Origin of the sequence: Limnohabitans sp., assembly GCF_044361985.1 — a bacterium.
Classification (GTDB): domain Bacteria; phylum Pseudomonadota; class Gammaproteobacteria; order Burkholderiales; family Burkholderiaceae_C; genus Limnohabitans_A.
Window position 1 is genome coordinate 1 of sequence record NZ_JBIKHV010000036.1, and the last position, 25960, is coordinate 25960.

The window sequence follows — 25960 nt, forward strand, 5'->3', positions numbered from 1 at the left end:
TCGCGCCCGAATACCAACGCCCCTACAGCCTGGCGGGCGACCCGGCCGACCGCAGCCGCTATGTGCTGGGTGTGTTGCGCGAGCCACCCGACCAGGGTGGGCGCGGCGGCTCGGCGCTGATGCACCGGGTCTTTCGCGAAGGGCGGCGGGTGTTTGTGTCGCGCCCGGTCAACCACTTTGCGCTGCACGAAGACGCCACGCACAGCTGGCTGATGGCTGGCGGCATTGGTGTGACCCCCATGATCGCCATGGCGCACCGGCTGCACGCTTTGGGCAAGCCCTTTGATTTTCATTACAGCGCGGCCAGCCGAAAAACGGCGGGGTTTTTGAAAGACTTGGCCGAGGTGCCTTGGCGCGATCGGGTGAAGTTCCATTTCAAGGACGAAGGCCAGCGCGCCGACTTGCCGCAACTGCTGCCTGAATATGAGCCAGGCCAGCACGTCTACACCTGCGGTGCGCCGCGCTTCATGGACGGCGCGTTCGAGGCGGCCACTGCGCACGGCTGGCCAGAAGACGCCATGCACCGCGAATACTTCAGCGTGCCTGAAGCCGATGCCTGGGTGAACCAGCCCTTTGAGCTGCTGTTGCAAAAGTCAGGTCGCCGCTTGAGCGTGCCCGCCGACCTCAGCGCCACCGACGTGCTGGCCCAAGCGGGCGTGGCCATTGACGTGAAATGCAGCGACGGCCTGTGCGGCGTGTGTGCCCGGCCTTACGACGCGCAGGCGTCTGACGAAGTTGAGCACCGTGACTTTGTGCTCGGGCAAAAGCAGCGGCAGCACAACATCATTTTGTGCTGCTCACGGGCCAAGCAGGCCGGGGGTCTCATCGCCCTCGATCTTTAAAAAGGAAAGCGATTTATGGACCAGGTCAAGCAAGTTTTCATCACAGGCGGCACCAGCGGCATTGGTGCCGCGATTGCCCGGGCATTTGCCGCCACGGGGGCCCATGTCACGGCCACCGGGGCCACGCTGGCCGAGGTCGAGGCGGCGCAAGCCTGGCCTGCCAACCACCCGATCACATTTCGTGTGCTGGATGTGCGCCAAGGGGTGGATGTGCGCGCAATGGTCGGTGAGTTCCCGGCGCTGGATGTGCTGGTCAATTGCGCGGGGGTGATCCGGCGCGAGGCCGAACTCGACCCCGAGGTATTCGCGCAGACGGTGGACATCAACCTGAACGGCACCATGCGCGTGTGCGCTGCTGCGCGCGAAGGGCTCAAAGCCCGCAAGGGCTGCATCATCAACACCGCCTCAATGCTCAGCTTTTTTGGCGGTGGTCTGGTGCCAGGCTACAGCGCCAGCAAGGGCGGCGTGGCGCAACTGACCAAGTCGCTGGCCATTGCCTATGCGGCAGACGGCATTCGCGTGAACGCGGTGGCACCGGGCTGGATTGCGACGCCCTTGACCCAGGCTTTGCAGGACGATGCGACGCGCACGGCCCAGATTTTGAGCCGCACGCCTTTGGGCCGCTGGGGCCAACCGGAAGACGTGGCCGACCCGGTGCTGTTTTTGGCCAGCCCGGCGGCGCGGTTTATCACGGGCGTGATTTTGCCCATCGATGGCGGCTACCTGATCCAGTGAGCCGCCGAACCCGACGTTCTGGCTGGCGCAGCTTCAGGGCTGCGGTCCCCAGGGGGCTGACAACATGAGCTTGTTGTTTTGCTCGCGCATGAGCGGGCGGATTTTGGCTGCAAAGGCCAAAAAGGCCGGGTCGGAAAACACCCCGGCCCAAAAGGCCCGGCGATCGGCGTCGTCGTCAAATTTCCACAGATGGATCAATTCGTTCAGCGCGCCCACATCGCCCGTGAAATAACCCACCAGTTTTTGCGGGTGCTTGGACAGCGCAGGCCAACCCTCCTGGCTGTAAAGCGAGATGACTTCCGACATTTTTCCGACGATCACGCTGTAGGTGCGCAGTTCATAAATGGCCATGAAAACTCCAGGTAATGAGGTGGATGACCCGTCCACTTTAGGCGGACACAGCCGGTGGGCATGTCGGCAAGGTGACGCCGGGCGCAGGCTGCCTCGGTGAGGCCCTGTAAGATCAATTACGGCCTCACCCGCTCGAGGCCCTTTTTGACGGAGTCTCTTATGAATGCCCCTCTCTCAAGCGCTGCCTTGGCCAATGTGCAGGCCGCCGATCTGGCGGCCCTGCCCCTGATCGAAAAATGGATTGCCTTTGCCACTGTCTCCCGCGACAGCAACCTGGCTTTGCTGGACTGGACCGAGGCTTACCTGAAGGACTTGGGTATTGCCTGCAGCCGCACCTACGACGACAGCGGCCAAAAAGCCAACCTGTGGGCCACGTTGCCCGCGCACGACGGCGAAAGCAAAATCGGCGGGCTGGTCTTGTCGGGCCACACCGATGTGGTGCCGGTGGACGGTCAGCCCTGGGACACCGACCCGTTCAAGGTCGAGATCGTGGGCGACAAGATGTTTGGCCGGGGCGTGACCGACATGAAGAGCTTTGGCGCCACCTGCCTGATGATGGTGCCCGAGCTGCTCAAACGGAAACTCAAGCGCCCGATTCACTTGGCATTCAGCTACGACGAAGAGGTGGGCTGCATCGGCGTGCGCCGCATGATTGCCGACATGCAGGCCCAGGGCTTTAAACCTGCCGGCTGCATCGTGGGCGAGCCCACGGGCATGCAGGTGGTGATCGCACACAAAGGCAAGCACTCGTACAAAACCACTGTGCACGGTTTTGAGGCGCATTCTTCGCTCACGCCTTTGGGCGTGAACGCGGTCGAGATCGCCTGCGAGTTTGTGGCCAACCTGAAAAGCATGCACCGCGAATTGGTGCAAAACGGCCCGTTTGACCCGATTTACGACGTGCCGCATACCACCGTGCACACCGGCGTGATCGCGGGGGGCACGGCGCTCAACATCATCCCGCGCCAGTGCGAAGTGACCTGGGAAATCCGTCACCACCACCTGAACACGCCCGAAGATTTGTTTGCCCGGGCCCAAGCCTTTGGCGAGAGCCTGGTGCCCGCCATGCAAGCGGTGGCGCCCGACACGGGCATCACGCACGAACTCAAATCGGTGCTGCCCGGCTTTGCCACCGAGGCCGACAGCGAGATCGCCCAACTGTGCTTTGACTGCGCTGAGGTCGATCCGGCGAGCGGCGCGGGCAAGGTCTCTTTTGGCACGGAAGCTGCATTGTTTCATCAGGCGGGTGTGCCCACCATCGTCTGCGGCCCAGGCCATATTGCGCAGGCGCACCAGCCCAACGAATGGGTCACGATTGAACAACTGGCATGGTGTGAGCGATTCATGCGCCGCTTGGCCGACCGGGTGTGCGTGGCCTGATTTTTTTCAAACGATCGAACCCTACTCAAGGAAACTCACATGATTCAACGTCGTGAAATTTTGACCTCCAGCCTCGGCATGGCCATGCTGTCGGCCGTGGGCTTGGCCCAAGCACAATCCACCAAAACGGTGCGCATTGTGGTGCCCTTTGCCTCCAGTGGCGTGCAGGACACCTTGGCCCGCGCACTGTCGCAGGAAATGGGCGTGGCCTTGGGCCAAACGGTGATTGTGGAAAACCGACCCGGTGCAGGCGGCACCGTGGGCACTGGCTATGTGGCCCGCGCCGAGGCCGATGGCACCGTGATGGTGGCCGCTGCCGCCAGCCACAACATTGCCGGATCGCTGTACACCAAGCTGGCCTACGACCCACAAAAAGATTTCACCCCACTGGCCCACATTGGCAGTGCGAGCTACGTGCTCATGGTGAACCCCGATGTGCCTGCCAAGACGGCTGCCGAATTCATCCGCTACGCCAAGGCCAACCCCGGCAAGATGAATTACGCGAGCGCCGGCGTGGGCAGTGCCACGCATTTGGCCATGGCTTACTTCACCGGTTTGGCGGGCATCGATGTGGTGCACATCCCGCTCAAGGCGACGGGCGAAGCCATCAACGAAGTGCTGTCAGGCCGCGCTCAGGCTGTGATTGCCGCCAGCATTGGCGCGCTGGCCTTTGCCAAAGACAGCCGCGTGCGTTTGCTGGGCGTGACCTCGCCCCAGCGCAGCAAATACCTGCCCGAGCTGCCCACCATTGCCGAGAGCGGCTTGCCGGGTTATCAGTTTGATTCGTGGTTCGGCTTTCTGGGTCCTGCAGCCATCCCGGTCGCCGAGGCCAACCGCATCAACGCGGCCGTCAGCAAGCTGCTCAAAGACCCGGTGGTGTTGGCGCGCCTGGACAAACAAGGCATTGAGCCGCGCGACATGAGCAACGCCGACTTCGGCAAGCTGCTGGCTGCCGACTATGTGCGCATGGCCCAGGTGGTGAAGGCTTCGGGCGCCAAAATCGACTGATCGCCTGCCCCAGGCCGCTCAGTCAGAACCCCGGACCATCAGCACGGGCACGGGGGCCATGCGCATGACTTGCTCTGCGCCACTGCCCAGCAAGACGCGGCCAATGCCGCGTCGGCCATGCGTGCCGAGCACGATCAAATCGGCACCCCAGTCGCCTGCTGCATTGGCTACCGATTCACCCAGGCGTTGCCCGGCCCGGTCTATCAGGTTTGTGTCGGCTTTGACGTTGGCCGCCTTGGCGATTGCCATGCCGTCCTGCAAAATTTTGTGACCCGTGTCTCGGGCCAGCTGAATGATTTCGCCAGAATACTCAGGGTTGACGAGCAATGACAGCTCGTCAATGCAATAGACGAAGCGCACCTCGGCTTTATCGGCCTGTGCAATTTTGATCGCATAGTCCAGCGCTTTGTTGGACGTGCTGCTGCCATCGATGGGCACCAGAATTTTCTTGAACAAGGACATCGTGGTCTCCACAATTGTTTGCGACCACAGTCCCATAAGTGGGTGTGTTTCTGGGCGCATGGGTTGATACCGTCTTCTTTATGAAAAGAGCCCCCATGCTAAAAAAACAAATGGCAATCTGCCAGCTACCCAACGGTTAATTAACCTCTGTCTGAGGGACTACACCTTGAGGTGTAGGGCGCCCACACCCATGAATAAAGGCCACCCCGGCGAGACCCAGGGTGGCCTTGCATCAAACGGCTGCGGAAAGGCTTAAGGCGCGATGGCTTCGATGGCGATGTCGATGCGCACTTCGTCACCCACGTAAGGCGCGTATTTACCAGCGTTGAACTCTGTGCGCTTGACGGTCGTGAAAGCGTTGGCACCCAAAGCCGGCTTTTTCGCCATGGGATGGGCAGTCGCCACGAAATGGGTCACCGTGAGGGTGACCGGCTTGGTCACGCCTTTGAGGGTCAGGAGCCCTTCGATGGCCTTGGGCTTGTCGCCTTCAAACACCACCTGGGTCGACTTGAAGGTGGCAGTGGGGAATTTGGCGGTGTCCAGAAAGTCTTCGCCCTGGATGTGGCTGTTGAAGTCGGCAAAGCCGGTGTTGACTGACTTCAGGTCGATCACGATTTCCACCGAGCCGGTTTTGGCTGCAGCGTCAAAGACGACTTTGCCGGTGGTGTTGCTGAAACTGCTGAGTTGGTTGGACAGGCCAAAGTGAGAATAAGAAAACCGTGGGAAGGTGTGCGAGCCATCCACGTTGTAGGTCACTGGGGCGGCCAGAGCCGAGCCTGCGGCGACCGATGCGAAGGCCAGTGCGGCGCTGAGTTTTTTCAGAGATGTCATGGGAAAGTTCCTGTGTAAAAAAAGGGTGCGTGTGAAAAAGTGAAGGGGCAGAAATTTGCTTGGGCTTGGGCTTGGGGGCTTATTTGCCCAGCGTGGTGGCGAGGGAGAAATTGACTTGTATGTCGTTGGCCACCACGTCGAATTTGGCCCACATGCCTTCGCCAATGCTGTAGTCAGCGCGCTTCATGGTGAAGCTGCCGGTCAACAGGCCGTCCTTGCCTTGTGCGCTGTGCTTCATCGGAAACTTCAGCTCGCGGGTCAGGCCCTTGATGCTGAGCGTGCCTTGCACTTCGTACTGGTTGGGGGCGGTTTGTTTGATTTGTTTGGCCACAAACTGGGCTTTGGGGAAGGCCGCAGCGTTGAACCACGATTTGGTCACCACCTCGTCATCGGCCTCGCCCGAGCCGGTGTCCACGCTGGTCAGATCCACTTCAAAGCCGGCTTTGGCCTGTTCGGCTTTGGCCGGGTCAAAGCTCAGCTGGGCGGCAAACTTCTTGAAGCGGCCGTCCATGGCCACACCCATTTGCTTGTAGCTGAAGCTGACGCTGCTCTTGGCGGGCACGATGGATTGGTAAGGCGCTGCCTGGGCTTGCCAAGTCAGTGCGCCGGCCGACAAGGCCAGCAGGGTTTTCAAAAGGGTGTTCATGGGGTTTCTCGGGGGTTGGCAGATGGACGGTTGGGCAGCATGCGGCGCAGCGTGTCGTCTTTGTGGAAAAAGTGGTGGAAAAACGCGGCCGCTGCATGGCCTGCGATCAGCAGCAGCAAGCCAATGTTCAAGGCTTCGTGCAGCTCCGCCAGACGCTTGCCCAGTTCCTTGTCTCTGCCCAGCAGGTCGGGGATAGGCAGCACGCCGAACCAAACGGTTTGCACGCCTTTGGCCGAACTCATCAGCCAGCCGCTCAAGGGGATGGCGATCATCAGCCCATACAACAGTGCGTGACCGGCGTGGGCGGCCCATTGCATGTGCTTGGGCATGCTGCCTGGCAGTGGCGGAGGGCGGTGCGTGACGCGCCAAGCCAGGCGCAGCCAGACCAGGGCGAACACGCTTACACCCGCCCATTTGTGCCACGCGTAGAACTGCAATTTATCGGGCGACAAGGGCAGGTCGCTCATGTAAAAGCCCAAGGCCAGCAGGCCAAAAATCATCAGGGCCATCAGCCAGTGCAGGCTTTTGGCGGTGCGGGTGTAGTGCAGGGTGCTCATGCGGTGGTCCTTTGGCAAGGTTCAGTGGAAGGTGTAGCCGTCCATGGCGATCACATGCTCACTGATGCCCCGAAAAAATGCCTCCGCTTGCGCGCCATCGCCCGCTGCCCCCAAGGCAGTGAACAGGGGCAGCAAGTGTTCGTCGGTGGGGTGAGCGCGTTGGCCTTCAGCGGTCTGGCGGTAAGCCAGCAGGCCGGGCACGTCGCGCGCTGTCACGTGGTCGTGGATCCAGTCGGCAAAGGCCTGCACATAAGGCGGGGTGCCGCCCCCTTGTGAGCTCACCCGCATGAAGTCGTGCAGGTTGTGCGTCACGTTGCCCGAGGCCAAGATCAGGATGTTTTGCGCAGCCAGTGGGGCCAGTGCCTGACCGATGCGGTAAGCGTGTTCTGGCCCCAGATGGCTTTGCACCGACAGCGGCACAACGGGAATGTCCGCATCGGGGAACATCTGGCGCAGCGGAATCCAGGCGCCGTGGTCGAGCCCGCGCCCGGCGTCTTGCGCCACCGGCAAGCCCGCATTTTGCAAAGCGGTCATGACTTGGGCGGCGACTTCGGGACAACCGGTCGCGGGGTATTGCATGTCGTAAAGGCGGGGGTCAAAGCCGCCAAAGTCGTGCAGGGTCTCGGGCCGGGTGGCAAAGCCCACGGTGGGCACCGCCGTGTCCCAATGCGGACTGAGCACCACGATGGCGCGGGGCGCGCCCAGCTGCTTCGCGAGCTGGCTCATGGCCGCACCCGCTGCACCGGGGCGCAGGGCAAACATGGGGGAGCCGTGGGGCACAAACAAGATGGGGCGTGGGGTGGGCATGGCGTCTTCAATTTCAATGAGGGGACTTTAGGTGCTTGTATCGATCAGAAAAAGTAGCAAATCTAAAAATGTTTGTTGCAAAATCAGCAACAATGGACAAGCTCGATGCAATGCAAATCTTTGTGCGTGTGGCCGAGGCGGGCACATTCACCGCCGTGGCCGACCAGCTGCAGGTGGCCCGCTCGGTGGTCACGCGCCAGATCGCCGCACTCGAAAAGCACCTGCGCGTCAAGCTCATCACGCGCAGCACCCGCAGCCTGACCCTCACCCCAGCGGGCGCAGCGTATCTGGAAAAGTGCCGGGTGATTTTGAACCTGGTCGATGCCGCCGAGGCCAGCCTGGAGGAAGAAAAAGCCGTGCCGCGTGGGCGCATCCGGCTGGGCTTGCCCTTGAGTTTTGGCTTGCAGCGCCTGATGCCCGCCTTGCTCGACTTTGCCAAGGCACAGCCGCACATTGAGCTGTTGATGGACTTTTCTGACCAGCATGCCAACCTGATCGAGGAGGGCCTCGACCTGTCGATCCGCATCACGGCTGACTTGCAGCCTGGCGACATCGTGCGCACGCTGGGCCGTTGCCGCCTTCTGACGCTGGCCTCGCCGGGCTACCTGTCTGAGCACGGCACACCCACCCACCCCGAGCAGTTGCGCCACCATGAGTGCCTGGTCTATTCGATGACCGCCAAGAGCGCTACCTGGCCCTTCCAGCTGGACGGACAGGTGCAGGCTTTTCCGGTACGCGGTCGCATCCAGGCCAACAACGGGCTGGCGCTGGTGCAGGCCGCAGCCCAGGGTATGGGCATCGCTTTGCAGCCCGACTTCATTGCCGAGCCTTTTTTGCAGCGCCACGAGGTGGTGGAAATACTGCAACCGTTCCAGGCGCCACCCTTGGGCATTTACGCGGTTTTGCCCAGCAATCGCTACATCCCGCACCGGGTGAATGTGCTGATGGACCACCTCGCGGACTTCTTGGGCAAAAGCTGACCCGGGCTTTGGGTGTCCCGTTGTTGACCTGGCACGGGGCATGGCAAACTGCAATCCAAGCCACAATGGCCCACCTTTTTACCCACTGTTCATCAGCCAGGACCCCGTCATGACTTATCCCCACACCCAACTTTTCATCAACGGCCAGTGGTGCGACGCCGAAGGTGGCCGCACCATGCCCGTGTTCAACCCGGCCAACGGCACCGAAATCGGACGGCTCGCCCATGCGGGTGTGCCTGATCTTGAGCGTGCTGCACAAGCCGCGCAAAAAGGCTTTGAGTTGTGGCGCGATGTGCCGGCCAACGAGCGCAGCGCCATCATGCGCAAGGCGGCGGCGCTGATGCGCGAACGCGCCCCACAAATTGCTGAGTTGCTGACGCTAGAGCAGGGCAAGCCGCTGGCCGAAGCCAAGGTCGAGGTCATGTCGTCGGCCGACATCATCGAGTGGTTTGCCGAAGAGGGTCGACGCGTTTATGGCCGCATCGTGCCGCCGCGCAACATCAATGTGCAGCAAAACGTGCTCAAACAGCCCGTGGGCCCGGTCGCCGCGTTCACGCCCTGGAATTTCCCGATCAACCAGGCCGTGCGCAAAATGGCGGCCGCCCTGGCCACTGGCTGCTCGATCATCGTCAAGGCCCCTGAAGAAACCCCTGCGTCGCCTGCCGAGCTGATCCGGGCCTTTCACGATGCGGGCGTGCCCGCAGGTGTGATTGGTTTGGTGTTTGGCACCCCGGCCGACATTTCCAGTTATCTGATCGCGCACCCGCTGATCCGCAAGATCACCTTCACCGGCTCCACGCCGGTAGGCAAACAACTGGCCGCCATGGCCGGGCAGCACATGAAGCGCGTGACCATGGAACTCGGTGGCCACGCCCCGGTGATCGTGGCCGAAGACGGCGACATTGCCTTGGCCGTCAAGACGGCAGGCGCCGCCAAGTTCCGCAATGCGGGGCAGGTCTGCATTTCGCCCACCCGCTTTTTGGTGCACCACAAGATTGCCGATGAATTTGCCAGCTTGTTGGCTGCGCACGCCGACTCGCTGAAAGTCGGCGATGGCCTGGTCGCTGGCACCGGCATGGGCCCGTTGGCCAACGAGCGCCGTTTGCTGGCCATGCAAGCCATCATGCAGGACGCCCGCGCCAAAGGTGCCAAGGTCTTGTCTGGCGGTGAACGCATCGGTACGCAAGGCCACTTCTTTGCACCCACGGTCTTGTCGCATGTGCCGCTCGATGCCGATGTGGTCAACCACGAGCCTTTTGGCCCCATCGCGGCGATCCGCAGCTTCGAGAAGATCGAAGACGCCATCGCCGAGGCCAACCGCCTGCCCTTTGGCCTGGCTGGCTACGCATTCACCCAATCGCTCAAGACCTCGCACCTGCTCAGCCAGCGCCTGGAAGTGGGCATGTTGTGGGTCAACCAGCCTGCGGCCCCTTGGCCCGAGCTGCCTTTTGGCGGCATGAAAGATTCTGGCTATGGCTCTGAAGGCGGCCCCGAGGCGCTGGAGGCCTACCTGACCACCAAGACGGTGTCGATCTTCAACGTCTGAAGCTGTCCAGCCGATGCGTGTTCTGCTCACCGGGTTTGAGCCCTTTGGCGGTCAAAGCCTCAACCCGTCCTGGGAGGTGGCGCGCGCATTGCACGGCGAGGTGATCGCTGGGGCGCAGGTCACGGCGGTGCAATTGCCCTGCGTGTTTGCGCAGGCCTTGCCCGCTTTGAAACAGGCCTTGGCATCGCATCGCCCCGACATCGTGCTGGCGCTGGGCCAGGCCGAGGGGCGCTGCGATTTTTCAGTCGAGCGCGTGGCCATCAATGTGCAAGACGCCCGCATCCCCGACAACGCGGGTGCGCAGCCGATCGACGTGCCGGTGGCGGCCGGCGGCCCTGCGGCTTATTTCAGCAGCTTGCCCATCAAGGCCCTGGTGGCGGGTTTGCGGGCCGCGGGGTTTCCGGCTTCGGTCTCGCAAACGGCAGGCACTTTTGTCTGCAACCAGGTTTTCTATGGCCTGCAACATGCACTGGCCGGCCAGGGCGTGCACAGCGGTTTCATGCATGTGCCTTTGCTGCCCGAGCAGGCGGCCCACTGGGCAGGGCCCAACTTGCCCAGTTGGCCTGCAAGCCTGATGGTGGCGGGGGTGCAGCAGGCCCTGGCCTTGTTGGTGCAGCACCGACAACAGGGGTTGGCCGATGCGGTGCTGACGGGCGGTACGCTGAACTGAACTACCCCTTAACCGGTAGCCTTCGGTTTGAAATGCGGTAGAGGTTTTTGCGTGGTTTTTGCGCGCAAACGCACAGACCCAAGCGGCTTGTTTTTCGATGATGAGGCTCATGCAAATCAACAGGAGACCTTATGAAAAACAATTCCATCAGCCAGGCGGTGATCGCCAGCATCCTCAGCATCACGGCCACCGCTTGGGCACAAACTTCGGTCGGCCTGGGCCGTGTCGACTACAGGGACAATTGCGCCAGCTGCCACGGAATGTCGGGCAAAGGCGATGGACCCGTGCATTCCTTTTTGGTCAAGCCCCCTTCAGACCTGACCACGATTGCCCGGCGCAATGGGGGCAAGTTTCCGCAGGAGTTGATGTGGGAAGTGATCGACGGCCGCTGGTCGGGTGATGCCGGGCCCCACGGGTCGCGCGAAATGCCGGTGTGGGGCAACGAATTCAAGGCCCGGGCCATGACCCAGCCGAGCGACTCACCCCGCACCGCCGAGTGGTCGGCGCGCAACCGCATCGTGTCATTGCTCATGTACCTGGAGACGGTTCAGCTGCCGTGATGCCGGGGGCCAAACGCAGGCGTTGCCGTGCCCGTGCGGCCACACCCGTGTCTTTAATCGCCCAAGCAAGTGACACACCGATGCCCTGCAAGGCCGAACAATCAGTCTGACCAGGGGGCGGTCCTGCGGCTCGCAGGGGCAGTTTTTAACCATGATGCCCTTGGCGTGGGGGCGCCGAGCAGGCCCTCCGCACCAGCAATAACCTGGCTCAAAGTAGGTCCATTTACCTTTAGGCGGGTCTTTCTCCTTGGCCATGCCCGAACATCTAAGGCTAATTTGGAGATTTGTATGGCCTGGCTGGACTTTTTGAAAAATGGCAATGAACTGAGCGAACTGCTGATTGAAGGTGCTAACCCCTATGGCGCCAGCTTGCTCAAACAAGCCGATGTGGACCAGTTGCGCGACCACATTCACCCCCAGGAGCGTGTGCTGGCCTATGTGCTGGGCCGGGTGGTGCTGGCGGGGCGAGGTTTGTGGTTGCTGACCGATCAGCAGTTGCTGGTTTCAGAGCATGACAGCGGCAACCTGGTGCACCATTTCGCCTTGGGCGACATCACCGAGGCCGAGTGTGTCAAGGGCAAATACGGTTACACCTTGCGCGTGACCGCGGCCGGCCAGTTGCGCAGCTTGTATGGCGCTTCGGCCCACATGGCCGCTGTTTTCTACAGAGCGCTGGGCCAAAAAGTGCGTTGCACACCGGTTCACAAACCCACCGCCTTGAATGCCGATGATGTGGCCGAGGTGGTGCACCATTTTTGTGATGCCGCCTTGCGTTTGCAACCGGTGGCCATGGTCAATGCCGATGCCCGCGCCTTGATTGCCCAATTGGCGCAAGACGCCGCCAACCAAGGCTGGTTGATGGCCAGTGAAGCCACTCAGGTGCGCCAGGCCGAAGCGGCGCACTGAACACCAGGGCGCCAGTTTGAATGGCGCCAGGTTTCAGGGGCGGCTGGGCTCAAGCCGTTTCAGGTCAAAGCCCCAGCCTTCAAGCTTGCCCAGCAAGGCCTGGTAAGTGGTGGCTGGCATTTGCGGCGTGCGCGACAAAATCCACAGGTACTCGCGTTGCGGTTCGCTGACCACGACCCACTGGTAGTCTGCATCCAGCGCGATGATCCAGTAATCGCCCCACACCAGCGGAATGAAAGACAGCCACTCGGGTGCAAAGCGCACCTTGAGTTGCGCTGAGGTCGGGCCACCGATCTGCCGGGCCGCGCCCAGCGCTTCGCTCCATTCGCCTTTGTCTGTTTTGCAGCGGTTCAGCACCTGCACCTGGCCATCGGCTTGCAGGCTGTAAGTGGCTTGTGTGCTGCTGAAGCATTTCTTTTGAAACCAGTTGGGGTATTTGGCGATCTCATGCCAGGTGCCCATGTAGCGCGGCACATCCACCGAGGGCACCGTTGCCAAGGGTGCCAAGCGGGTCTGGGCCTGGCAGGCCACGCCCCATGAGCCCAGGCAGACCAGTGCAGCCAGCCCAAGTTTTCGCAAGCTGCTCAGGGGTGGAAGCCTGCTCAAAACACGATGGGGTTGAGTGCCCCGTCCATGCTCATGCAAATGCCGGTGATGTAGCTGGCTTTTGACGAGGCCAAAAACAGCACCGCGTTGGCAATTTCTTCGGGCTCGGCCATGCGACCCAGGGGGATTTTGGCCACCGATTGCGCCATGACTTCATCGGGGCTGAGTCCTTTGACGCGGGCATCGGCTGCAAAGCCTTCGTGCAGCCGGTCGGTCAGGGTCAAGCCGGGGTTGACCGCATTGACACGGATGCCTTGCGGGCCGTAGGCCGCGGCCAGACCGGCGCTGACCAGCATCAGGGCGGCATTGGCTGCGCCACCGGGCAGGTGGATCGGGCTGGCCACTTTGCCGCCATTGCCCACCACGTTGACCACATTACCCTGACCGCGCTCGGCCATGCGGTGGATGGTCGGGGTGATCATGTGGATGTAGGTGAAGTACTTGGCCTGCATGGCATCGGCAAATGCTGCCGGTGTCAACTCGGGGGCGGGCGTGCGCTTGGCGGCGCCGGCAGAGTTGACCAATACATCCACCGGGCCAAACGCAGCTTCGGATGAATCCAGTGCAGCCAGGGCCGCGCCGGCATTTTGCAAATCGGCGGTAACGGTGTGGATGTGCGCACCTGGGCAGGCGGCCAGCAGTTGCTGCTGTGCACGCGCCAGGTTGGCGGCATCGCGTGAGACCAGCGTCACGCGGGCGCCCTCGCTCAAAAAACCGTGGGCGCAGGCCAGGCCAATGCCTTTGCTGCCGCCGGTGATCAGGATGTGCTTGTCGCTTAGGTGAAGGTTCATGGGGCTTTCTTCTGCTGAAATGGAAAATTCGAACCCTGCCGATTTAATCACTCTTGCCCAAAGCTTGCCCCATGAACACCAAAACCTCTGCCTTGCGTGCGCGTTTGAACCAGCCCGGACTGGTGGTGGCCCCCGGTGTGTTTGACATGGTGTCCCTGCGCCTGGCCGACAGCTTCGGTTTTGATGCGCTGTACATGACCGGTTATGGCACGGTGGCCTCGCACATGGGCTTGCCCGATGCGGGCTTGGCCACTTACAGCGACATGGTGGGCCGCGTCACAGCCATGGCGGGCATGGCGCGCACGTCCTTGATCGCCGATGCCGACACGGGCTATGGTGGCTTGCTCAATATGCGCCACACCATTCGCGGCTACGAAGCGGCAGGCGCGGCGGCCATTCAGCTGGAAGACCAGGAGTTCCCCAAGAAATGCGGCCACACACCGGGCCGCCGGGTGATTCCCATGGCCGACATGGTGCGCAAGATCCGCGTGGCGGTGGATTCGCGTGCATCCAAAGACTTTTTGATCATTGCGCGCACCGACGCCCGCACCACGCTGGGCCTGGACGAAGCGCTGCGCCGGGCCGAGGCCTATGCCAAGGCGGGGGCCGACATCCTGTTTGTCGAATCGCCCGAGTCCGAAGAAGAGATGCGCCGCATCGGCCAAAGCTTTAACGTGCCTCTGGTGGCCAACATGGTCGAGAAAGGTCGCACCCCGGTGCTGACCCGCCCCGAGTTGGAGGCCTTGGGCTACAAGATCGCCATCTTCCCGGTCACCGCTTTGCTGGCCGGGGTGCAGGCCATGACGCAGGTCTACCAGCAGTTCAAGGATGCTGGCTCATCGGCGCAGGGCAGCACGCCCTTGTACGACTTTGCCGACCTCACGCGCCTGATGGGGTTTGAGGATGTGTGGGCTTTTGAGAAGCGCTACGCTGAAACCGAATGACAACATCGCCGTGTTGCCAGCAACGGCGCAATGCGGCCCCCGTACATGACGAAAACCACAAGGAGACAAGCATGAAAAACCTCAGCACCCAATCTCGCCGCCACTGGCTGCAAAACCTGTTGACCACCAGCCTCTCGGCGGGTGTGTGCGCAGCGTTGGCCCTTGGCGCCCATACAGCCGCCGCGCAAACAGCCTACCCGGCCAAACCGATTCGCCTGGTGGTGCCCTTTGCGCCCGGCGGTGTGACCGACACCAGCGGCCGACTGATCGCCGAGCAGTTGTCCAAACGCCTGGGCCAGCAGGTGATTGTGGACAACAAACCCGGTGCCTCGGGCAACATCGGCACGCAAATGGTGAGCGCGGCCGAACCCGATGGTTACACCTTGCTGCTGGGCTTTGACGGCACCTTGGTCATCAACCCGCACGTCTTTCCCAAAGTGGGTTTTGACACCGCCAAAGACTTTGCCCCGATTGGCAAGATTGGTGATGCCATCCTGATTTTGGTGTCGCACCCGGGCGTGCCGGCCAAGACCCTCAAGGAAGTGATCGCCCTGTCCAAAACCCAGTCGGGTGGCCTGTCTTATGGCACTTCGGGCACGGGCGGGACGCCGCACATTGCGGGCGAATTGCTCAAGCAGCGCACGGGTGCCAACCTGACACACATCCCCTATAAAGGCGGTGGTCAGGCCATGATCGATGTGATGGGTGGCTCCATCCCGCTGGTGTACACCGCTGTGGCGGGGGCGATACAGCACGTCAAGTCGGGCAAGCTGCATGCCGTGGCGGTGTCCAGTGCACAAAGAGCGCCATCCTTGCCCGATGTGCCCACCTTCATTGAAAACGGTGTGGCCGATTTCGACATCAACTCTTGGGTGGGCTTGCTGGCCCCGGCCAAAACGCCCCGGGCGATTGTGGACAAGCTCAACACCGAGCTGAACGCGGTGCTGAACGACCCGGCGGTGCGCGAACGCCTGAACACCCTGGGCATCACCGCCAGCCCTGGTGGCCCTGAAAAATTTGGCCGCGACATGGCGCGTGACCTCTCGCGCTACGCAGCGGTGGTCAAGGCGGCCAACATCAAGGCGGAATGATTCAGCCCCACAGCCCTTTCACCAGGGGCTGCGCCAGACGCTCGCCTTCTTGCAACCAGAAGGCCGGGTCTGCGCTCTGGATGCGGGTGATGGCGTTGCCCATGTGCGTGGCCGCTGCTTGCCTGGCCCCTTCGGCATCACCAGCCTCGACGGCCTTCAAAATGGCCTGGTGTTCGCGTTGCACTTCGGCGGCAAAGTCCACCCGGCGTGCTTCGTTGGCCCGGGTCACTTGCGTGGCTCCGAGCAAAAACTGGCCCAGGTATTCCAGGGTCTGAATCAGGAAGGGGTTGCGCGCAGCGTCCGCAATGGCCCGGTGAAATTTCACGTCTTCGGCCACGCCATTGCCGCCCGATTTCACAGCGGCATCCAGCGCCGTGACCGCTTGCCGAATGGCACCAATGTCATGGGCGTTGCGCCGCATGGCTGCCAGCGCGGCCACTTCGGCCTCCAGCGCCCGGCGCACCTCGACCATCTGAACCACGGCCTCTTGAGAGGCGGCGTGTCGGGCTTCAAAGTTGAGGGGCGCGAACGGCAGCTGCTGGCTCACAAAGACCCCGCTGCCTTGGCGCGAGTCGACCAGGCCCAGAGATTTGAGGCGAGACACCGCTTCGCGCACCACGGTGCGGCTGACTTCAAATTGCGCGACCAGACGCGCCTCGGTGGGCAGTTTGTCCCCCGGCGAGAGGCGACCCTGTTTGATCTCGGTGGTCAGTTGCTCCGCGACCTGGTCGGACAGGCGTGCGCCACTGGAGACGGGTGTGAAGTTCTGGGTCATGAAGTTGTCATACAAAAGACGTGGCTTGAGCATAGCGTGACTTCACGTTGTGTGATGAAAATAGCGGGGTTTGGCATCGGGTGAAACAAAAGCCCTGCAACTTAGTGAATTACGGATAGGTAAACTGATTTATCTATAGTAAATTACGACCTGTCGCACCTGAGGGTGCATTTCTCATGGCCGGAGAGCACGCATGGGCGCTTATACCAACCCGATTTATCCCTACAAAGGGCCTGCCGACCTGATGTCGACACCACCGCAGCGCAAGCCTCTGATCGTCATTGGGGCAGGGCCTGTGGGTCTGGCTGCGGCCATCGATGCCCGTCTGCAGGGGCTGGAGGTGCTGGTGCTGGACGATGACAAGACCGTCTCGGTCGGCTCGCGGGCTGTTTGCTATGCCAAGCGCTCGCTCGAAATCCTGGATCGGCTGGGCATTGCCGATCAAGCTTGCGACCTGGGGGTGAGCTGGAACATTGGCCGCACCTTCCTTGAGCAAGAGGAGGTGTACCAGTTCAACCTGGTGCCCGATGCGGGCCACAAGCGCCCCGGCATGATCAATTTGCAGCAGTACCACATTGAGGAAATGCTGATCGCCCGGGCCCTGGAGTTGGGCGCAGACATCCGCTGGCAGCACAAGGTGACCGCTGTCACACCTGCCGCCGAGCACGCCACGCTGACGGTGGAAACGCCCGAAGGCAGCTTCGACATCGAGGCCGACTGGCTGGTGGTGGCCGATGGCGCACGCAGCCCGGTGCGCCGCCATTTGGGGCTGGACATTGAAGGCCGTGTCTTCCAGGACCGTTTCCTGATCGCCGATGTGATCATGAAGGCCGACTACCCGGCAGAGCGCTGGTTCTGGTTCGACCCACCCTTTCACCCCAACCAAAGTGTGCTGCTGCACAAGCAAAGCAACAACGTCTGGCGCATTGATTTTCAGCTCGGCTGGGACGCTGACCCCGAAGAGGAAAAGAAGCCCGAAAAAGTCATTCCGCGATTGCAGGCCATGCTCGGCGATGAGCGCCCGTTCGAGCTGGAGTGGGTCAGCATCTACACCTTCCAGTGCCGCCGCATGACCGACTTTCGCCACGGCCGCGTGCTGTTCGCGGGCGATGCGGCGCACCAGGTTTCGCCCTTTGGTGCGCGTGGCGCCAACTCGGGCTTTCAGGATGCCGACGACCTGATGTGGAAGCTGGGCCTGGTGATCAAAGGCCAGGCGTCCGAGCGCTTGCTCGACACCTATGCGCACGACCGCCAGTTTGCCGCCGACGAAAACATCATGAACTCGACGCGCTCGACCGACTTCATCACCCCCAAGAGCCGCACCAGCAAGACCTTCCGCAACCAGGTGCTGGCGCTGGCCAAGCTACACCCGTTTGCACGCAAGCTGGTCAACTCGGGCCGCTTGTCGGTGCCCTCGTTCTTGACGGGCTCGGTGCTCAACACGCCCGATGCCGATGCTTTTGAAGGCAATATGGTGCCGGGCGCGCCCATGGACGATGCCCCCGTGCAGGTCAAGGGGCAGGACGCATGGCTGCTCGACCAGGTGGGCAAGGGCTTTCAGGCTTTGTACTTTGTGGAGGCGGCGCCCGTTGGCAAAGACTTGGCCGCACTGCAGGCCCTCCAGCAAGGCGCGGTGCCTGTCAAGGCCCTGATCGTGGCCCGACAGGCGCTCGATGTGCCCGGCTTTCAGGTGCTGGTGGACCACCAGGGCTGGATGGCCAAGCGCTACGACGCCCAAGCTGGCACTGCTTATCTGTTGCGCCCTGACCAGCACGTGGTGGGCCGCTGGCGCCAACTGGACATCGCCAAGGTGCAGGCAGCTTTGGCCCGCGCCATCGGCCACGCCTGAACGCCCCCTCACCCCTCTCAACCCCGACACCCGTGAGGACAAACATGAACAGCGCATTGAAAACAGACCCGAATTTCCACGAAGCGGGTCGCCGGTTTTTTCGTGACTTTTCGCCCGGCGACGAGTTTTACGAACACCTGATCGACGCCCACAACGGCCTGAGCGACGAACAAAGCGAGGCGCTGAATGCCCGCTTGATCTTGCTGCTGGCCAACCACATTGGCGATTTGCAAGTGCTGCGTGAAGCCCTGCAAGCCGCTCGAGAAAGCACTTGAACGCTTGGCCATTTCGCGGATTGGCCACCGCGTCCATGGGGCAAGCTGCTGCCCCGCACCCACTTTCTTACCTGGAGAAAACGCCATGAAGCTGAACAAAATTCACCACGTTGCCTACCGCTGCAAAGACGCCAAGCAAACGGTCGATTGGTACGTCAAAAACCTCAACATGGACTTTGTGCTGGCGATTGCCGAAGACCTGGTGCCTTCGACCAAAGCGCCCGACCCGTACATGCACGTCTTTCTGGATGCAGGGGGTGGCAACGTGCTGGCCTTTTTCGAGTTGCCCAACTCGCCCGACATGGGCCGTGACACCAACACCCCCGAGTGGGTGCAGCACATCGCCTTCAAGGTCGACAACCTGCAAGTGCTGGAAGAAGCCAAGGCCCGTCTGCAGGCCAATGGTGTGGAGGTCCTGGGGCCCACCAACCACACCATCTTCAAGAGCATTTACTTTTTTGACCCGAGCGGTCACCGCCTGGAATTGGCCGCTGACGTGGGCACCCCCGAGATGTACGCCAAGCTGGATGCCTGCAAGTGGGACATGCTCAACGAGTGGGCCCAGACCAAACGCGCCCCCAAGCACGCGGCCTGGATGCACGAGACCGAGCTGCAAAGCTGAAGAGGCTCAGCGCCCCCAGGCAAGCGAGAAAGGCGTAAAACTCGTCCTTGATAAATTGGTTCGATGTTGTACTATCTAGTCCTTTATCGAACCAAATGGATGGTCTATGTCAATTTCGCGCCGAAAAATTCTTGCGCTGGTGGGTGGTGGGGTCATTGTGGCCGCCGGCGGTGGTCTGGGATACGCCGTGACGCGCCTGCCAAAGACGGCCAGCCTTCCGTGGCAAATGGCCGGCAAATACCAAGACCCGCGGATGCATGCGCTGTCATGGGCCCTGCTTGCGCCCAATCCGCATAACCGGCAACCCTGGATGGCCAATCTGGCGGAGCCGGGTGTCGTGACGCTTTATGCCGACCCTGATCGACTGTTGCCCAAAACAGATCCGTTCAACCGGCAGATCACCATCGGCCTTGGCTGCTTTCTGGAACTGTTGCGGATGGCGGCGGCTGAAAATGGGCACAGGCTGGAAACAACCATCTTTCCGCAAGGCAGCAGCCCGGCCGGTCTGGACCGGCGGCCCGTTGCCCGGGTGGTCTTCACACCGGACACAACCGTAGCGCGCGATCCGCTTTTCGCTCAGGTGCAGCTACGGCGCTCAAACAAAGAGCCTTTCGACATGTCCCGCACCGTCGATCCGGCAGCCCTCGCACGCATCGGTGCAGTGGTCGCGAATGGCGCGCGCTTTGGCGGTACGGTGGATGCCACCGAGGTTGCCACGTGGCGAGAGCTGACCCACAATGCGCTGCAAATAGAGATTGAGACCCCGCGCACTTTTCAGGAGAGCATCGACCTGTTCCGGATCGGCCACCGCGAGGTTGACGCCAACCCCGACGGCATTGATTTCACCGGGCCACTTTTTGAAGCCCTCCACGTCGCGGGCCAATTCACCCGAGCTGCAGCGGCAGATCCCACCTCCAGCGCCTATAAGGCCGGGTTGGATGCTGTCTTTGCCAACACCGACACAGCGATGGGGCACGTCTGGCTGGTTACTGCCGGCAACAGCCGCGCCGACCAGATCGCCACCGGGGCGGACTGGTTGCGCGTGAACCTTGCGGTAACATCTGAAGGTCTTGGATTTCAACCACTGAGCCAAGCCTTGCAGGAATTTCCAGAAATGGCCGATCATTACGCAACAGTGCATAAACGGCTTGCGCCGACAGGCGGAACCGTTCAGATGTTGTCGCGTATCGGCTTTGGCCCCCAAACCACCGCCAGCCCGCGCTGGCCGCTCGAGACAAGAATTGCCTGATCCAGCACTCGCACTCTATTTCCGGGTGCTCAACGAAATAGGGATCATCGCGCAGTTGTCGCGCACCCTGCTCGAAGCCCGGCTTCCGTCGGGCTTTGTTTTGGCGCAGTTTTCGGTGCTCAACCATCTGGTTCGGGTCAGTGATGGTCAGACCCCACTCTCACTGGCCCGCGCATTTCAGGTGCCCAAGACTTCAATGACCCATTCGCTCGCTGTGCTGGAGCGGGCTGGCCTGATCGCCCTTCAGGCAAATCCCGAAGATGGGCGTTCCAAGCTGGTTCATATCACTGACGCCGGTCGCGCCTTCCGGCAGTCGACAATCGACGCGCTTGCCCCTGATCTGGGCCGCATCGCCGCCGCCATTCCACCCGATCAGCTTGCCAAAATGCTGCCCGATCTGGAAAGCTTGCGCCAATTTCTTGATGCTGAGCGCGCCCCTCGCGCCTGACAAGCCACAAGCCACAAAAAACACAGATATCAAAGCCCTCGCTCGTTTTGGCATTCGACACGCCATTGACTACAACGCCATCAATGGGCCTGAGGGGCATCCGCCTTGAGCGCTTGCGCTAGCAAAGACGCCAAGGCCACCACATTGCTTGGATGCACCACGCTGTCGGTGCTCCAAAATTCCTCCACCCCGGCTTGGTGGATGCGTTGCAGCGCATCGCCTGCCAACAAGGCGTGCGTCACGGCGACGTCCACGCTGGCGGCACCTGCGGCCAGGGCCAATGCGGCGGCGGTGGCCAGGGTGTGGCCGCTGCTGGTCACGTCGTCCAGCAACACCACCGCTTTGCCGCGCAGATCGCACGTGGGCAGCGTGATGCGCACAGCGCGGTCGCCGTGGCGAACTTTGTTGCACACCGCGTGCGGCAGGCCGTGGGCAGCGGCCGCTTGCCTGACCCATTGCGCCGACTCGCTGTCGGGCCCGAGCAGGAAAGCGCCGGGTCGGTGTTGTGCAATCCACTCGCCCAGCAACGGTGCTGCGCTCAGCGAGGTGACCTGACGGGCAGGCACGGCCTCTGCCAAAGTGGTGACGCGGTGCAAATGCGGGTCCACGGTGATGACCGCATCGAACAGCGACGCCAACCAATGGCCCACGATGCGCTGGCTGACGGCCTCGCCGGGCGCAAATGCCGTGTCTTGCCGCATGTAGGCCAGGTAGGGCGCGACCAGGCTCAGGTGCCTCGCGCCCAGTGCACGCGCTGTGGGCGCAGCCAGCAGCAGCTCGGTCAGTTTGTCATTGGGATGGTGCAGGCTGCGCAGCAACACCACGCGTGGCGGCAAGTGCGCGGGCAGTGTCAGCCGGATTTCGCCGTCTGGAAAGTGGTGGCGCTGAATCAGCCGGGGCACCAGTCCTGCGGCTTCGGCCAGGCTAAGCGCGGCGGGCGCCTCATCCTCAAAGTACAACAGGGCGGCGGTATCTGACATCGGTGCTTGACCTTCAGAACTCCACAAACACGTGCGGTACTTCGTGGGCCTGGCCCAGGGTGTAACCGCTCGATTTGCGGCACAGCTGCGAGGCAAAATCCAGGTCGCTCGGGTAGGCCGCATGCACCCGGTACAGCGGCTCGCCCTTTGCCACGCTGTCGCCGAGTTTGTGCAACAGGTCGACGCCTGCGCTTTGCACTTTGGGGGCGCCGGCCAGGCGAGCCACGCGGGCGATCTGCAGGTTGTCGATGCCCGTCACCACCCCATCGGTGATGGCACACACCTCCAGTGTCAACGCCCCCAGGGGCGGGTGGTTGTGGTCAAACGGGCGTGCGCCTTGCGCCGCGATGATGGCCTGCATGCGGGTCAGGGCGCGGCCCGAATCCAGGATGTCACGCGCCACGGCAAAGCCATCGCCGCCGCGCACATCGGGGTCAGCTTCGATCAGCCGCCCAGCCAGGCGCAAGGCTTTTTGCCGCAAGTCCATGGGCGCACGCGGGTCGTTTTCAAGCACCCGCATCACATCGCGCGCCTCCAGCATCGGGCCCACGCCCTGGCCCACCGGTTGGCGGCCATCGGTGATGACCACTTCGAGTGACAAATGCATGCGCGCTGCCACATACTCAAACAAGCGCCGCAGTCGCTGTGCGTCCGGCATGGAGCGCACCTTGGCGGTGGGGCCGATCGGGATGTCGAGCACCAAGTGGGTGGCACCCGCCGCGATCTTTTTGGACAGGATGGATGCGACCATTTGCGCGGGCGAGTCCAGCGACAGGGGCCGTTCCACCGCGATCAGCACATCATCGGCGGGTGACAAATCGGCCGAGCTGCCCCAGGCCAGGCAGCCCCGGTGGGTGCGCACAATTTCGGACAATTTTTCAAATGGCAACGCCACGTTGGCCAGCACCTCCATCGTGTCGGCGGTGCCTGCGGGCGAGGTGATGGCACGCGAAGAGGTTTTGGGGCACAAGATGCCGTAAGCCGCCAGGATGGGCACCACCAGCATCGAGGTGCGGTTGCCAGGAATGCCGCCAATGCAGTGCTTGTCGACCACCAGGGGTTCGCGCCAGTCCAGCCGACGGCCAGCCGCGACCATGGCTTCGGTGAGAAAGTAGACTTCTTCGCGGTCCATTTCGCCGCGGTTGGTGGCCACCACAAAAGCGGTGAGCTCGATTTTGGAATAGTGGTGCCCCGCAATGTCCTGCACGATGGCGTGAAAGTCGTCCTTGTTCAAGCGCTCACCATGGATCTTGCGAAACAGCGCCTCCATCGAAGCAGGCGGCTCGGCTTGTGCCACCGAGGCGGCGTGTCCATCGGGGATGCCCAAATGCCGAAAGGCGTCTTCGGACAAGCCCACCTCACCGCAGGCAACGATGCTGTCGTCGTCCACCACATTGAGCGTGGCCAGCACATGTCGGCCGTTGGCCCGCACTTCGATTTTGGACAGTGCCTGAAAACCTTCGGCGCGGTACACGGCGCAATTACGGTTGAGGTAGGCCACGTTTTCACGGTAACTGTCGATGGCCACCCTGCGCAGCGACAGGGCAGACGGCAAGACGGGCACGCCGGGGGGCGGTGCTATGTCAGGCGGTGCCATGGGGGTCAATTCACCAAGGGGCGGTAGGGGTTTGCGACGCATCGATTTGAGCCTACAGCGCAATCACGGCTTGAGGTGGGTCTGCGCGTGTCAGGCCTTGCTGTCGATCAACGTTTGTGCAGAAAAAATTGGGCCCCTGCAGCGAGCAGTGCAAAGCCCAGCATCATCCAGCCCAGGTTGACCGCGCCTTCGTGCGGGACCAGCCCCACCAGATAGCCCCCTGTGGCCCCGGTGAGTTGTTGCATCAGGCCCGCGACGGCAGCCGCCGATCCGGCCAATGCGGGCAATACGCCCACGGTGCCCGCCAGCGCAGGCGGGTTGATCAAGCCATGACCCAGTCCCAGCAGCATCAGCGGCAGTGCGACCGCCAGCGCGGTGTGGAACCCCGCTAAGCCCAAGGCAAGCATCAGAACCAGACCGGTCAGGGTCAGGGCCTGGCCCCAGGCCATCACGCGGGCTTCGCCCAGCCGCTGGATCAGGCGTGAGGTCATGAAGTTGCCCAGGATGTAAGACAGCGGCACCGCCATGATGAACCAGCCGATCCGGTCGGGCCCGATGCCATAAGACTTGAGCACGATCGGTGCACCCCCCAGAAATACATAAAACGTGGCGGTGCTGCCCGCCAGAATCAGCACATAAAGCACGAAGCGCGGTTCGCGTGCCAGTCGCGCGTAGGCGCTCAGCATGGCTTGCAGCCAGTGGCTTTCGCTCGGCTTAGGTTTGGGCGCGCGGGGCAGACCCCGCCAGGCGGCCAGCAACAGCAGCAAGGCCAGCCCCGCCAGCAATACGAAATTGAATTGCCAGCCCCAGCGCACATGGATCTGGCCGCCGATCAGTGTGGCCAGTGGCGGGCACATGCCCAGCGCCATGCCGATGTAGGCCATGACCCGTGTGCGTTTCGGACCAGTGAAAAGGTCTTGCACCATGGAGCGACTGACCACCATGCTCGCTGCGCTGCCGGCGCCTTGCAACACGCGCGCAACGGTCAGTGTGGTGATGTCGCTGGCCATCGCCGCCATGATGGAGGCCAGCCCTGCCACCGCCAGCCCCAGCATCAGGATCGGCTTGCGCCCATGCCGGTCTGACAAGGGGCCATAGACCAACTGCAAGACCCCATAGGCGACCACGTAGCCGCTGAAAGTCAGCTGAACATCGGCCTGGCTTGTGTCAAAGAGGGCGCCCCATTCCTGCATGGACGGCAGACAAAGTGTCATGGCCAGCAGGCCAAAGGAAATCTGGGCCAGCAAGTTGGCGATCAGCCAGCGGCCATGTTCGGGGTGCGGATTCACCCCGGCGTGTTGTTGCGGCATGTCAGCCGCGCTGCAACTTGTAGACCGCAGTGCCTGCCATCAGGTTGGGCAGCAGGCGCACTTCCTGGCCGTTTTGCAGACCGAAAGCGTCCACCACCTGCAACTGGTTTTTGCGGGCCAGATCGCCAAAGTCGGCAAAGGTGCCCACACGGATGTTGGGGGTGTCGTACCACTGGTAGGGCAGGCGCCGGGTCACCGGCATGCGGCCTTGCAGCACGCTCAGGCGGTTGAACCAGTGCGCAAAATTGGGAAAGGCCAGGATGCCGACACGGCCCACGCGCACCGTCTCGCGCAACATGGTCTCGGCGTTGCGCAGGTGTTGCAGCGTGTCGATTTGCAGCACCACGTCAAACGACTGGTCGTCAAACAGGCTCAGGCCTTCGTCCAGGTTCAACTGGATTACGTTCACGCCGCGTTGCACGCAGGCGTGCACATTGGCATCGTCGAGTTCCACGCCATAGCCGGTGCAGGCTCTGTGTTTTTGCAGGTAGGCCAGCAAGGCGCCATCGCCGCAGCCCAGGTCGAGCACGCGTGCGCCTTGCGGCACCAAACGGGCAATGGCTTGCATGGTCAGGGCGTCACTCATGCCGCACCTCTTTTGAGCAAGGTGTTGGCCACGTTGTCAAAGTAAGAGCGCACCACGTTCATGTAGCGCGCGTCGTCCAGCAAGAAGGCGTCGTGCCCGTGCGGTGCGTCACTCATGCCGCACCTCTTTTGAGCAAGGTGTTGGCCACGTTGTCAAAGTAAGAGCGCACCACGTTCATGTAGCGCGCGTCGTCCAGCAAGAAGGCGTCGTGCCCGTGCGGTGCGTCGATTTCGGCATAGCTCACGTCACGGCGGTTGTCCAGCAGGGCCTTGACCATCTCCCGGCTGCGGGCGGGCGAAAATCGCCAGTCGGTGGTGAAGCTGATCAGTAAAAACTTGCAGGTGGCGCGGCCCAGCGCCTTGGACAGGTCGCCGCCAAAGGCGCGGGCAGGATCGAAGTAATCGAGCGCCCGGGTGATCAGCAAATAGGTGTTGGCGTCAAAGTATTCGCTGAACTTGTCGCCCTGGTAACGCAGATAACTCTCGATCTGGAATTCGACTTCCTGCGTGGAGTATTTGTAGCCGGTAGCGTTGTCGGTCACGGCCTGGCGCAACTG

Annotated in this window: 29 protein-coding genes and 1 pseudogene; 16 read left to right on the forward strand and 14 right to left on the reverse strand. The window is 62.1% G+C overall.

Annotated features, from left to right (window positions below; translation table 11 throughout):
- On the forward strand, positions 1–842 hold an 842-nt coding region (locus tag ACIQ3A_RS08015; RefSeq protein ID WP_396431220.1), incomplete at its 5' end, for a PDR/VanB family oxidoreductase.
- Between the two features lie 15 nt (positions 843–857).
- On the forward strand, positions 858–1577 hold the full coding sequence (locus ACIQ3A_RS08020; protein ID WP_396431221.1) for an SDR family NAD(P)-dependent oxidoreductase: 720 nt from the start codon (positions 858–860) through the stop codon (positions 1575–1577).
- 33 nt (positions 1578–1610) lie between these two features.
- On the opposite strand, the gene ACIQ3A_RS08025 is transcribed toward ACIQ3A_RS08020, so the two are convergent.
- On the reverse strand, positions 1611–1928 hold the full coding sequence (locus ACIQ3A_RS08025) for an NIPSNAP family protein (protein WP_396431222.1): 318 nt from the start codon (positions 1926–1928) through the stop codon (positions 1611–1613).
- A gap of 159 nt (positions 1929–2087) precedes the next feature.
- Between ACIQ3A_RS08025 and argE the strand changes: the two genes are divergently transcribed.
- Positions 2088–3308 (forward strand): acetylornithine deacetylase, encoded by a 1221-nt coding sequence (gene argE, locus ACIQ3A_RS08030; RefSeq protein ID WP_396431223.1) that lies wholly within the window; start codon positions 2088–2090, stop codon positions 3306–3308.
- Positions 3309–3347: 39 nt separating this feature from the next.
- Entirely contained in the window at positions 3348–4316 is a 969-nt protein-coding gene (locus ACIQ3A_RS08035; protein WP_396431224.1) for a tripartite tricarboxylate transporter substrate binding protein, read from the forward strand.
- 18 nt (positions 4317–4334) lie between these two features.
- Here ACIQ3A_RS08035 and ACIQ3A_RS08040 read toward each other — a convergent pair whose 3' ends face one another.
- The 5 genes from ACIQ3A_RS08040 to ACIQ3A_RS08060 form a co-directional block, all read right to left on the reverse strand.
- Positions 4335–4778: a universal stress protein gene (locus ACIQ3A_RS08040; protein ID WP_396431225.1), complete on the reverse strand. Its 444-nt coding sequence runs from the start codon at positions 4776–4778 to the stop codon at positions 4335–4337.
- Between the two features lie 252 nt (positions 4779–5030).
- Positions 5031–5600 carry a YceI family protein gene (locus ACIQ3A_RS08045; RefSeq protein ID WP_396431247.1) on the reverse strand — a complete coding sequence of 190 codons (570 nt, stop codon included), beginning with the start codon at positions 5598–5600 and terminating at the stop codon, positions 5031–5033.
- A gap of 88 nt (positions 5601–5688) precedes the next feature.
- Positions 5689–6255, reverse strand: a complete 567-nt coding sequence (locus tag ACIQ3A_RS08050; RefSeq protein WP_396431226.1) for a YceI family protein — start codon at positions 6253–6255, stop codon at positions 5689–5691.
- Positions 6252–6812, reverse strand: coding sequence for a cytochrome b (locus ACIQ3A_RS08055; RefSeq protein ID WP_396431227.1), 561 nt, complete (start codon positions 6810–6812; stop codon positions 6252–6254). The genes ACIQ3A_RS08050 and ACIQ3A_RS08055 overlap by 4 nt, the downstream gene beginning before the upstream one ends.
- Positions 6813–6833: 21 nt before the next feature.
- Positions 6834–7619: a DODA-type extradiol aromatic ring-opening family dioxygenase gene (locus ACIQ3A_RS08060; RefSeq protein WP_396431228.1), complete on the reverse strand. Its 786-nt coding sequence runs from the start codon at positions 7617–7619 to the stop codon at positions 6834–6836.
- 110 nt (positions 7620–7729) lie between these two features.
- Between ACIQ3A_RS08060 and ACIQ3A_RS08065 the strand changes: the two genes are divergently transcribed.
- The 5 genes from ACIQ3A_RS08065 to ACIQ3A_RS08085 all read left to right on the forward strand — a co-directional run bounded on the left by ACIQ3A_RS08065 (position 7730) and on the right by ACIQ3A_RS08085 (position 12281).
- A complete protein-coding gene (locus ACIQ3A_RS08065) occupies positions 7730–8599 on the forward strand; it encodes a LysR family transcriptional regulator (RefSeq protein WP_396431229.1) in 870 nt (289 codons plus the stop codon).
- Positions 8600–8708: 109 nt separating this feature from the next.
- On the forward strand, positions 8709–10145 hold the full coding sequence (locus ACIQ3A_RS08070; protein ID WP_396431230.1) for an NAD-dependent succinate-semialdehyde dehydrogenase: 1437 nt from the start codon (positions 8709–8711) through the stop codon (positions 10143–10145).
- Positions 10146–10158: 13 nt separating this feature from the next.
- Positions 10159–10815, forward strand: coding sequence for a pyroglutamyl-peptidase I (pcp, locus tag ACIQ3A_RS08075; RefSeq protein WP_396431231.1), 657 nt, complete (start codon positions 10159–10161; stop codon positions 10813–10815).
- Between the two features lie 131 nt (positions 10816–10946).
- Positions 10947–11375, forward strand: a complete 429-nt coding sequence (locus tag ACIQ3A_RS08080) for a c-type cytochrome (protein ID WP_396431232.1) — start codon at positions 10947–10949, stop codon at positions 11373–11375.
- A gap of 288 nt (positions 11376–11663) precedes the next feature.
- On the forward strand, positions 11664–12281 hold the full coding sequence (locus tag ACIQ3A_RS08085; RefSeq protein WP_396431233.1) for a hypothetical protein: 618 nt from the start codon (positions 11664–11666) through the stop codon (positions 12279–12281).
- Between the two features lie 33 nt (positions 12282–12314).
- Here ACIQ3A_RS08085 and ACIQ3A_RS08090 read toward each other — a convergent pair whose 3' ends face one another.
- Together ACIQ3A_RS08090 and ACIQ3A_RS08095 are read right to left on the reverse strand one after the other, a co-directional pair.
- Positions 12315–12860, reverse strand: coding sequence for a lipocalin family protein (locus tag ACIQ3A_RS08090; RefSeq protein ID WP_396431234.1), 546 nt, complete (start codon positions 12858–12860; stop codon positions 12315–12317).
- A gap of 23 nt (positions 12861–12883) precedes the next feature.
- Positions 12884–13678 (reverse strand): SDR family oxidoreductase, encoded by a 795-nt coding sequence (locus ACIQ3A_RS08095; protein ID WP_396431235.1) that lies wholly within the window; start codon positions 13676–13678, stop codon positions 12884–12886.
- Positions 13679–13749: 71 nt separating this feature from the next.
- On the opposite strand from ACIQ3A_RS08095, the gene ACIQ3A_RS08100 reads away from it, so the two are divergent.
- Both ACIQ3A_RS08100 and ACIQ3A_RS08105 read left to right on the forward strand, forming a co-directional pair.
- Positions 13750–14622, forward strand: coding sequence for an oxaloacetate decarboxylase (locus ACIQ3A_RS08100; RefSeq protein WP_396431236.1), 873 nt, complete (start codon positions 13750–13752; stop codon positions 14620–14622).
- Positions 14623–14693: 71 nt separating this feature from the next.
- Positions 14694–15713, forward strand: coding sequence for a Bug family tripartite tricarboxylate transporter substrate binding protein (locus ACIQ3A_RS08105; RefSeq protein ID WP_396431237.1), 1020 nt, complete (start codon positions 14694–14696; stop codon positions 15711–15713).
- A 1-nt stretch (position 15714) separates the two neighbouring features.
- On the opposite strand, the gene ACIQ3A_RS08110 is transcribed toward ACIQ3A_RS08105, so the two are convergent.
- Complete coding sequence (locus tag ACIQ3A_RS08110; protein WP_396431248.1) at positions 15715–16488, reverse strand: FadR/GntR family transcriptional regulator; 774 nt, start codon at positions 16486–16488, stop codon at positions 15715–15717.
- Positions 16489–16681: 193 nt separating this feature from the next.
- On the opposite strand from ACIQ3A_RS08110, the gene ACIQ3A_RS08115 reads away from it, so the two are divergent.
- The 5 genes from ACIQ3A_RS08115 (at position 16682) to ACIQ3A_RS08135 (ending at position 20931) form a co-directional block, all read left to right on the forward strand.
- Entirely contained in the window at positions 16682–18337 is a 1656-nt protein-coding gene (locus tag ACIQ3A_RS08115) for an FAD-dependent oxidoreductase (protein ID WP_396431238.1), read from the forward strand.
- A 44-nt stretch (positions 18338–18381) separates the two neighbouring features.
- Positions 18382–18612, forward strand: a complete 231-nt coding sequence (locus tag ACIQ3A_RS08120; RefSeq protein WP_396431239.1) for a DUF2783 domain-containing protein — start codon at positions 18382–18384, stop codon at positions 18610–18612.
- Positions 18613–18697: 85 nt separating this feature from the next.
- Positions 18698–19234, forward strand: coding sequence for a VOC family protein (locus tag ACIQ3A_RS08125; RefSeq protein WP_396431240.1), 537 nt, complete (start codon positions 18698–18700; stop codon positions 19232–19234).
- Between the two features lie 106 nt (positions 19235–19340).
- Complete coding sequence (locus ACIQ3A_RS08130; protein WP_396431241.1) at positions 19341–20483, forward strand: Acg family FMN-binding oxidoreductase; 1143 nt, start codon at positions 19341–19343, stop codon at positions 20481–20483.
- Positions 20476–20931, forward strand: coding sequence for a MarR family winged helix-turn-helix transcriptional regulator (locus tag ACIQ3A_RS08135; RefSeq protein WP_396431242.1), 456 nt, complete (start codon positions 20476–20478; stop codon positions 20929–20931). Before ACIQ3A_RS08130 ends, ACIQ3A_RS08135 begins: the two co-directional genes overlap by 8 nt.
- An 80-nt stretch (positions 20932–21011) precedes the next feature.
- Here ACIQ3A_RS08135 and ACIQ3A_RS08140 read toward each other — a convergent pair whose 3' ends face one another.
- From ACIQ3A_RS08140 to metX, 5 genes and pseudogenes are all read right to left on the reverse strand, one after another.
- Positions 21012–21911 (reverse strand): ribose-phosphate diphosphokinase, encoded by a 900-nt coding sequence (locus ACIQ3A_RS08140; RefSeq protein WP_396431243.1) that lies wholly within the window; start codon positions 21909–21911, stop codon positions 21012–21014.
- Positions 21912–21924: 13 nt separating this feature from the next.
- The gene (locus ACIQ3A_RS08145) at positions 21925–23508 is read right to left on the reverse strand and encodes a thymidine phosphorylase family protein (protein ID WP_396431244.1); all 1584 of its coding nucleotides are present in this window, start codon (positions 23506–23508) and stop codon (positions 21925–21927) included.
- Between the two features lie 107 nt (positions 23509–23615).
- Positions 23616–24818 (reverse strand): multidrug effflux MFS transporter, encoded by a 1203-nt coding sequence (locus ACIQ3A_RS08150; protein WP_396431245.1) that lies wholly within the window; start codon positions 24816–24818, stop codon positions 23616–23618.
- Between the two features lies 1 nt (position 24819).
- The gene (gene metW, locus ACIQ3A_RS08155; protein WP_396431246.1) at positions 24820–25404 is read right to left on the reverse strand and encodes a methionine biosynthesis protein MetW; all 585 of its coding nucleotides are present in this window, start codon (positions 25402–25404) and stop codon (positions 24820–24822) included.
- A gap of 112 nt (positions 25405–25516) precedes the next feature.
- Positions 25517–25960, reverse strand: a pseudogene (gene metX / locus ACIQ3A_RS08160) (homoserine O-acetyltransferase); the annotation flags it as partial.

Bases quoted from the DNA above. Each gene is read 5' to 3' on its own strand.
- ACIQ3A_RS08040 (WP_396431225.1), bottom strand. From the start codon at position 4,778: ATGTCCTTGTTCAAGAAAATTCTGGTGCCCATCGATGGCAGCAGCACG.
- ACIQ3A_RS08130 (WP_396431241.1), top strand. From the start codon at position 19,341: ATGTCAATTTCGCGCCGAAAAATTCTTGCGCTGGTGGGTGGTGGGGTC.
- ACIQ3A_RS08065 (WP_396431229.1), top strand. From the start codon at position 7,730: ATGCAAATCTTTGTGCGTGTGGCCGAGGCGGGCACATTCACCGCCGTG.
- ACIQ3A_RS08120 (WP_396431239.1), top strand. From the start codon at position 18,382: ATGAACAGCGCATTGAAAACAGACCCGAATTTCCACGAAGCGGGTCGC.
- ACIQ3A_RS08115 (WP_396431238.1), top strand. From the start codon at position 16,682: ATGGGCGCTTATACCAACCCGATTTATCCCTACAAAGGGCCTGCCGAC.
- ACIQ3A_RS08150 (WP_396431245.1), bottom strand. From the start codon at position 24,818: ATGCCGCAACAACACGCCGGGGTGAATCCGCACCCCGAACATGGCCGC.
- metW (WP_396431246.1), bottom strand. From the start codon at position 25,404: ATGAGTGACGCCCTGACCATGCAAGCCATTGCCCGTTTGGTGCCGCAA.
- ACIQ3A_RS08050 (WP_396431226.1), bottom strand. From the start codon at position 6,255: ATGAACACCCTTTTGAAAACCCTGCTGGCCTTGTCGGCCGGCGCACTG.
- ACIQ3A_RS08105 (WP_396431237.1), top strand. From the start codon at position 14,694: ATGAAAAACCTCAGCACCCAATCTCGCCGCCACTGGCTGCAAAACCTG.
- argE (WP_396431223.1), top strand. From the start codon at position 2,088: ATGAATGCCCCTCTCTCAAGCGCTGCCTTGGCCAATGTGCAGGCCGCC.
- ACIQ3A_RS08070 (WP_396431230.1), top strand. From the start codon at position 8,709: ATGACTTATCCCCACACCCAACTTTTCATCAACGGCCAGTGGTGCGAC.
- ACIQ3A_RS08085 (WP_396431233.1), top strand. From the start codon at position 11,664: ATGGCCTGGCTGGACTTTTTGAAAAATGGCAATGAACTGAGCGAACTG.
- pcp (WP_396431231.1), top strand. From the start codon at position 10,159: ATGCGTGTTCTGCTCACCGGGTTTGAGCCCTTTGGCGGTCAAAGCCTC.
- ACIQ3A_RS08035 (WP_396431224.1), top strand. From the start codon at position 3,348: ATGATTCAACGTCGTGAAATTTTGACCTCCAGCCTCGGCATGGCCATG.
- ACIQ3A_RS08100 (WP_396431236.1), top strand. From the start codon at position 13,750: ATGAACACCAAAACCTCTGCCTTGCGTGCGCGTTTGAACCAGCCCGGA.
- ACIQ3A_RS08080 (WP_396431232.1), top strand. From the start codon at position 10,947: ATGAAAAACAATTCCATCAGCCAGGCGGTGATCGCCAGCATCCTCAGC.
- ACIQ3A_RS08110 (WP_396431248.1), bottom strand. From the start codon at position 16,488: ATGACCCAGAACTTCACACCCGTCTCCAGTGGCGCACGCCTGTCCGAC.
- ACIQ3A_RS08025 (WP_396431222.1), bottom strand. From the start codon at position 1,928: ATGGCCATTTATGAACTGCGCACCTACAGCGTGATCGTCGGAAAAATG.
- ACIQ3A_RS08145 (WP_396431244.1), bottom strand. From the start codon at position 23,508: ATGGCACCGCCTGACATAGCACCGCCCCCCGGCGTGCCCGTCTTGCCG.
- ACIQ3A_RS08060 (WP_396431228.1), bottom strand. From the start codon at position 7,619: ATGCCCACCCCACGCCCCATCTTGTTTGTGCCCCACGGCTCCCCCATG.
- ACIQ3A_RS08140 (WP_396431243.1), bottom strand. From the start codon at position 21,911: ATGTCAGATACCGCCGCCCTGTTGTACTTTGAGGATGAGGCGCCCGCC.
- ACIQ3A_RS08125 (WP_396431240.1), top strand. From the start codon at position 18,698: ATGAAGCTGAACAAAATTCACCACGTTGCCTACCGCTGCAAAGACGCC.
- ACIQ3A_RS08095 (WP_396431235.1), bottom strand. From the start codon at position 13,678: ATGAACCTTCACCTAAGCGACAAGCACATCCTGATCACCGGCGGCAGC.
- ACIQ3A_RS08020 (WP_396431221.1), top strand. From the start codon at position 858: ATGGACCAGGTCAAGCAAGTTTTCATCACAGGCGGCACCAGCGGCATT.
- ACIQ3A_RS08055 (WP_396431227.1), bottom strand. From the start codon at position 6,812: ATGAGCACCCTGCACTACACCCGCACCGCCAAAAGCCTGCACTGGCTG.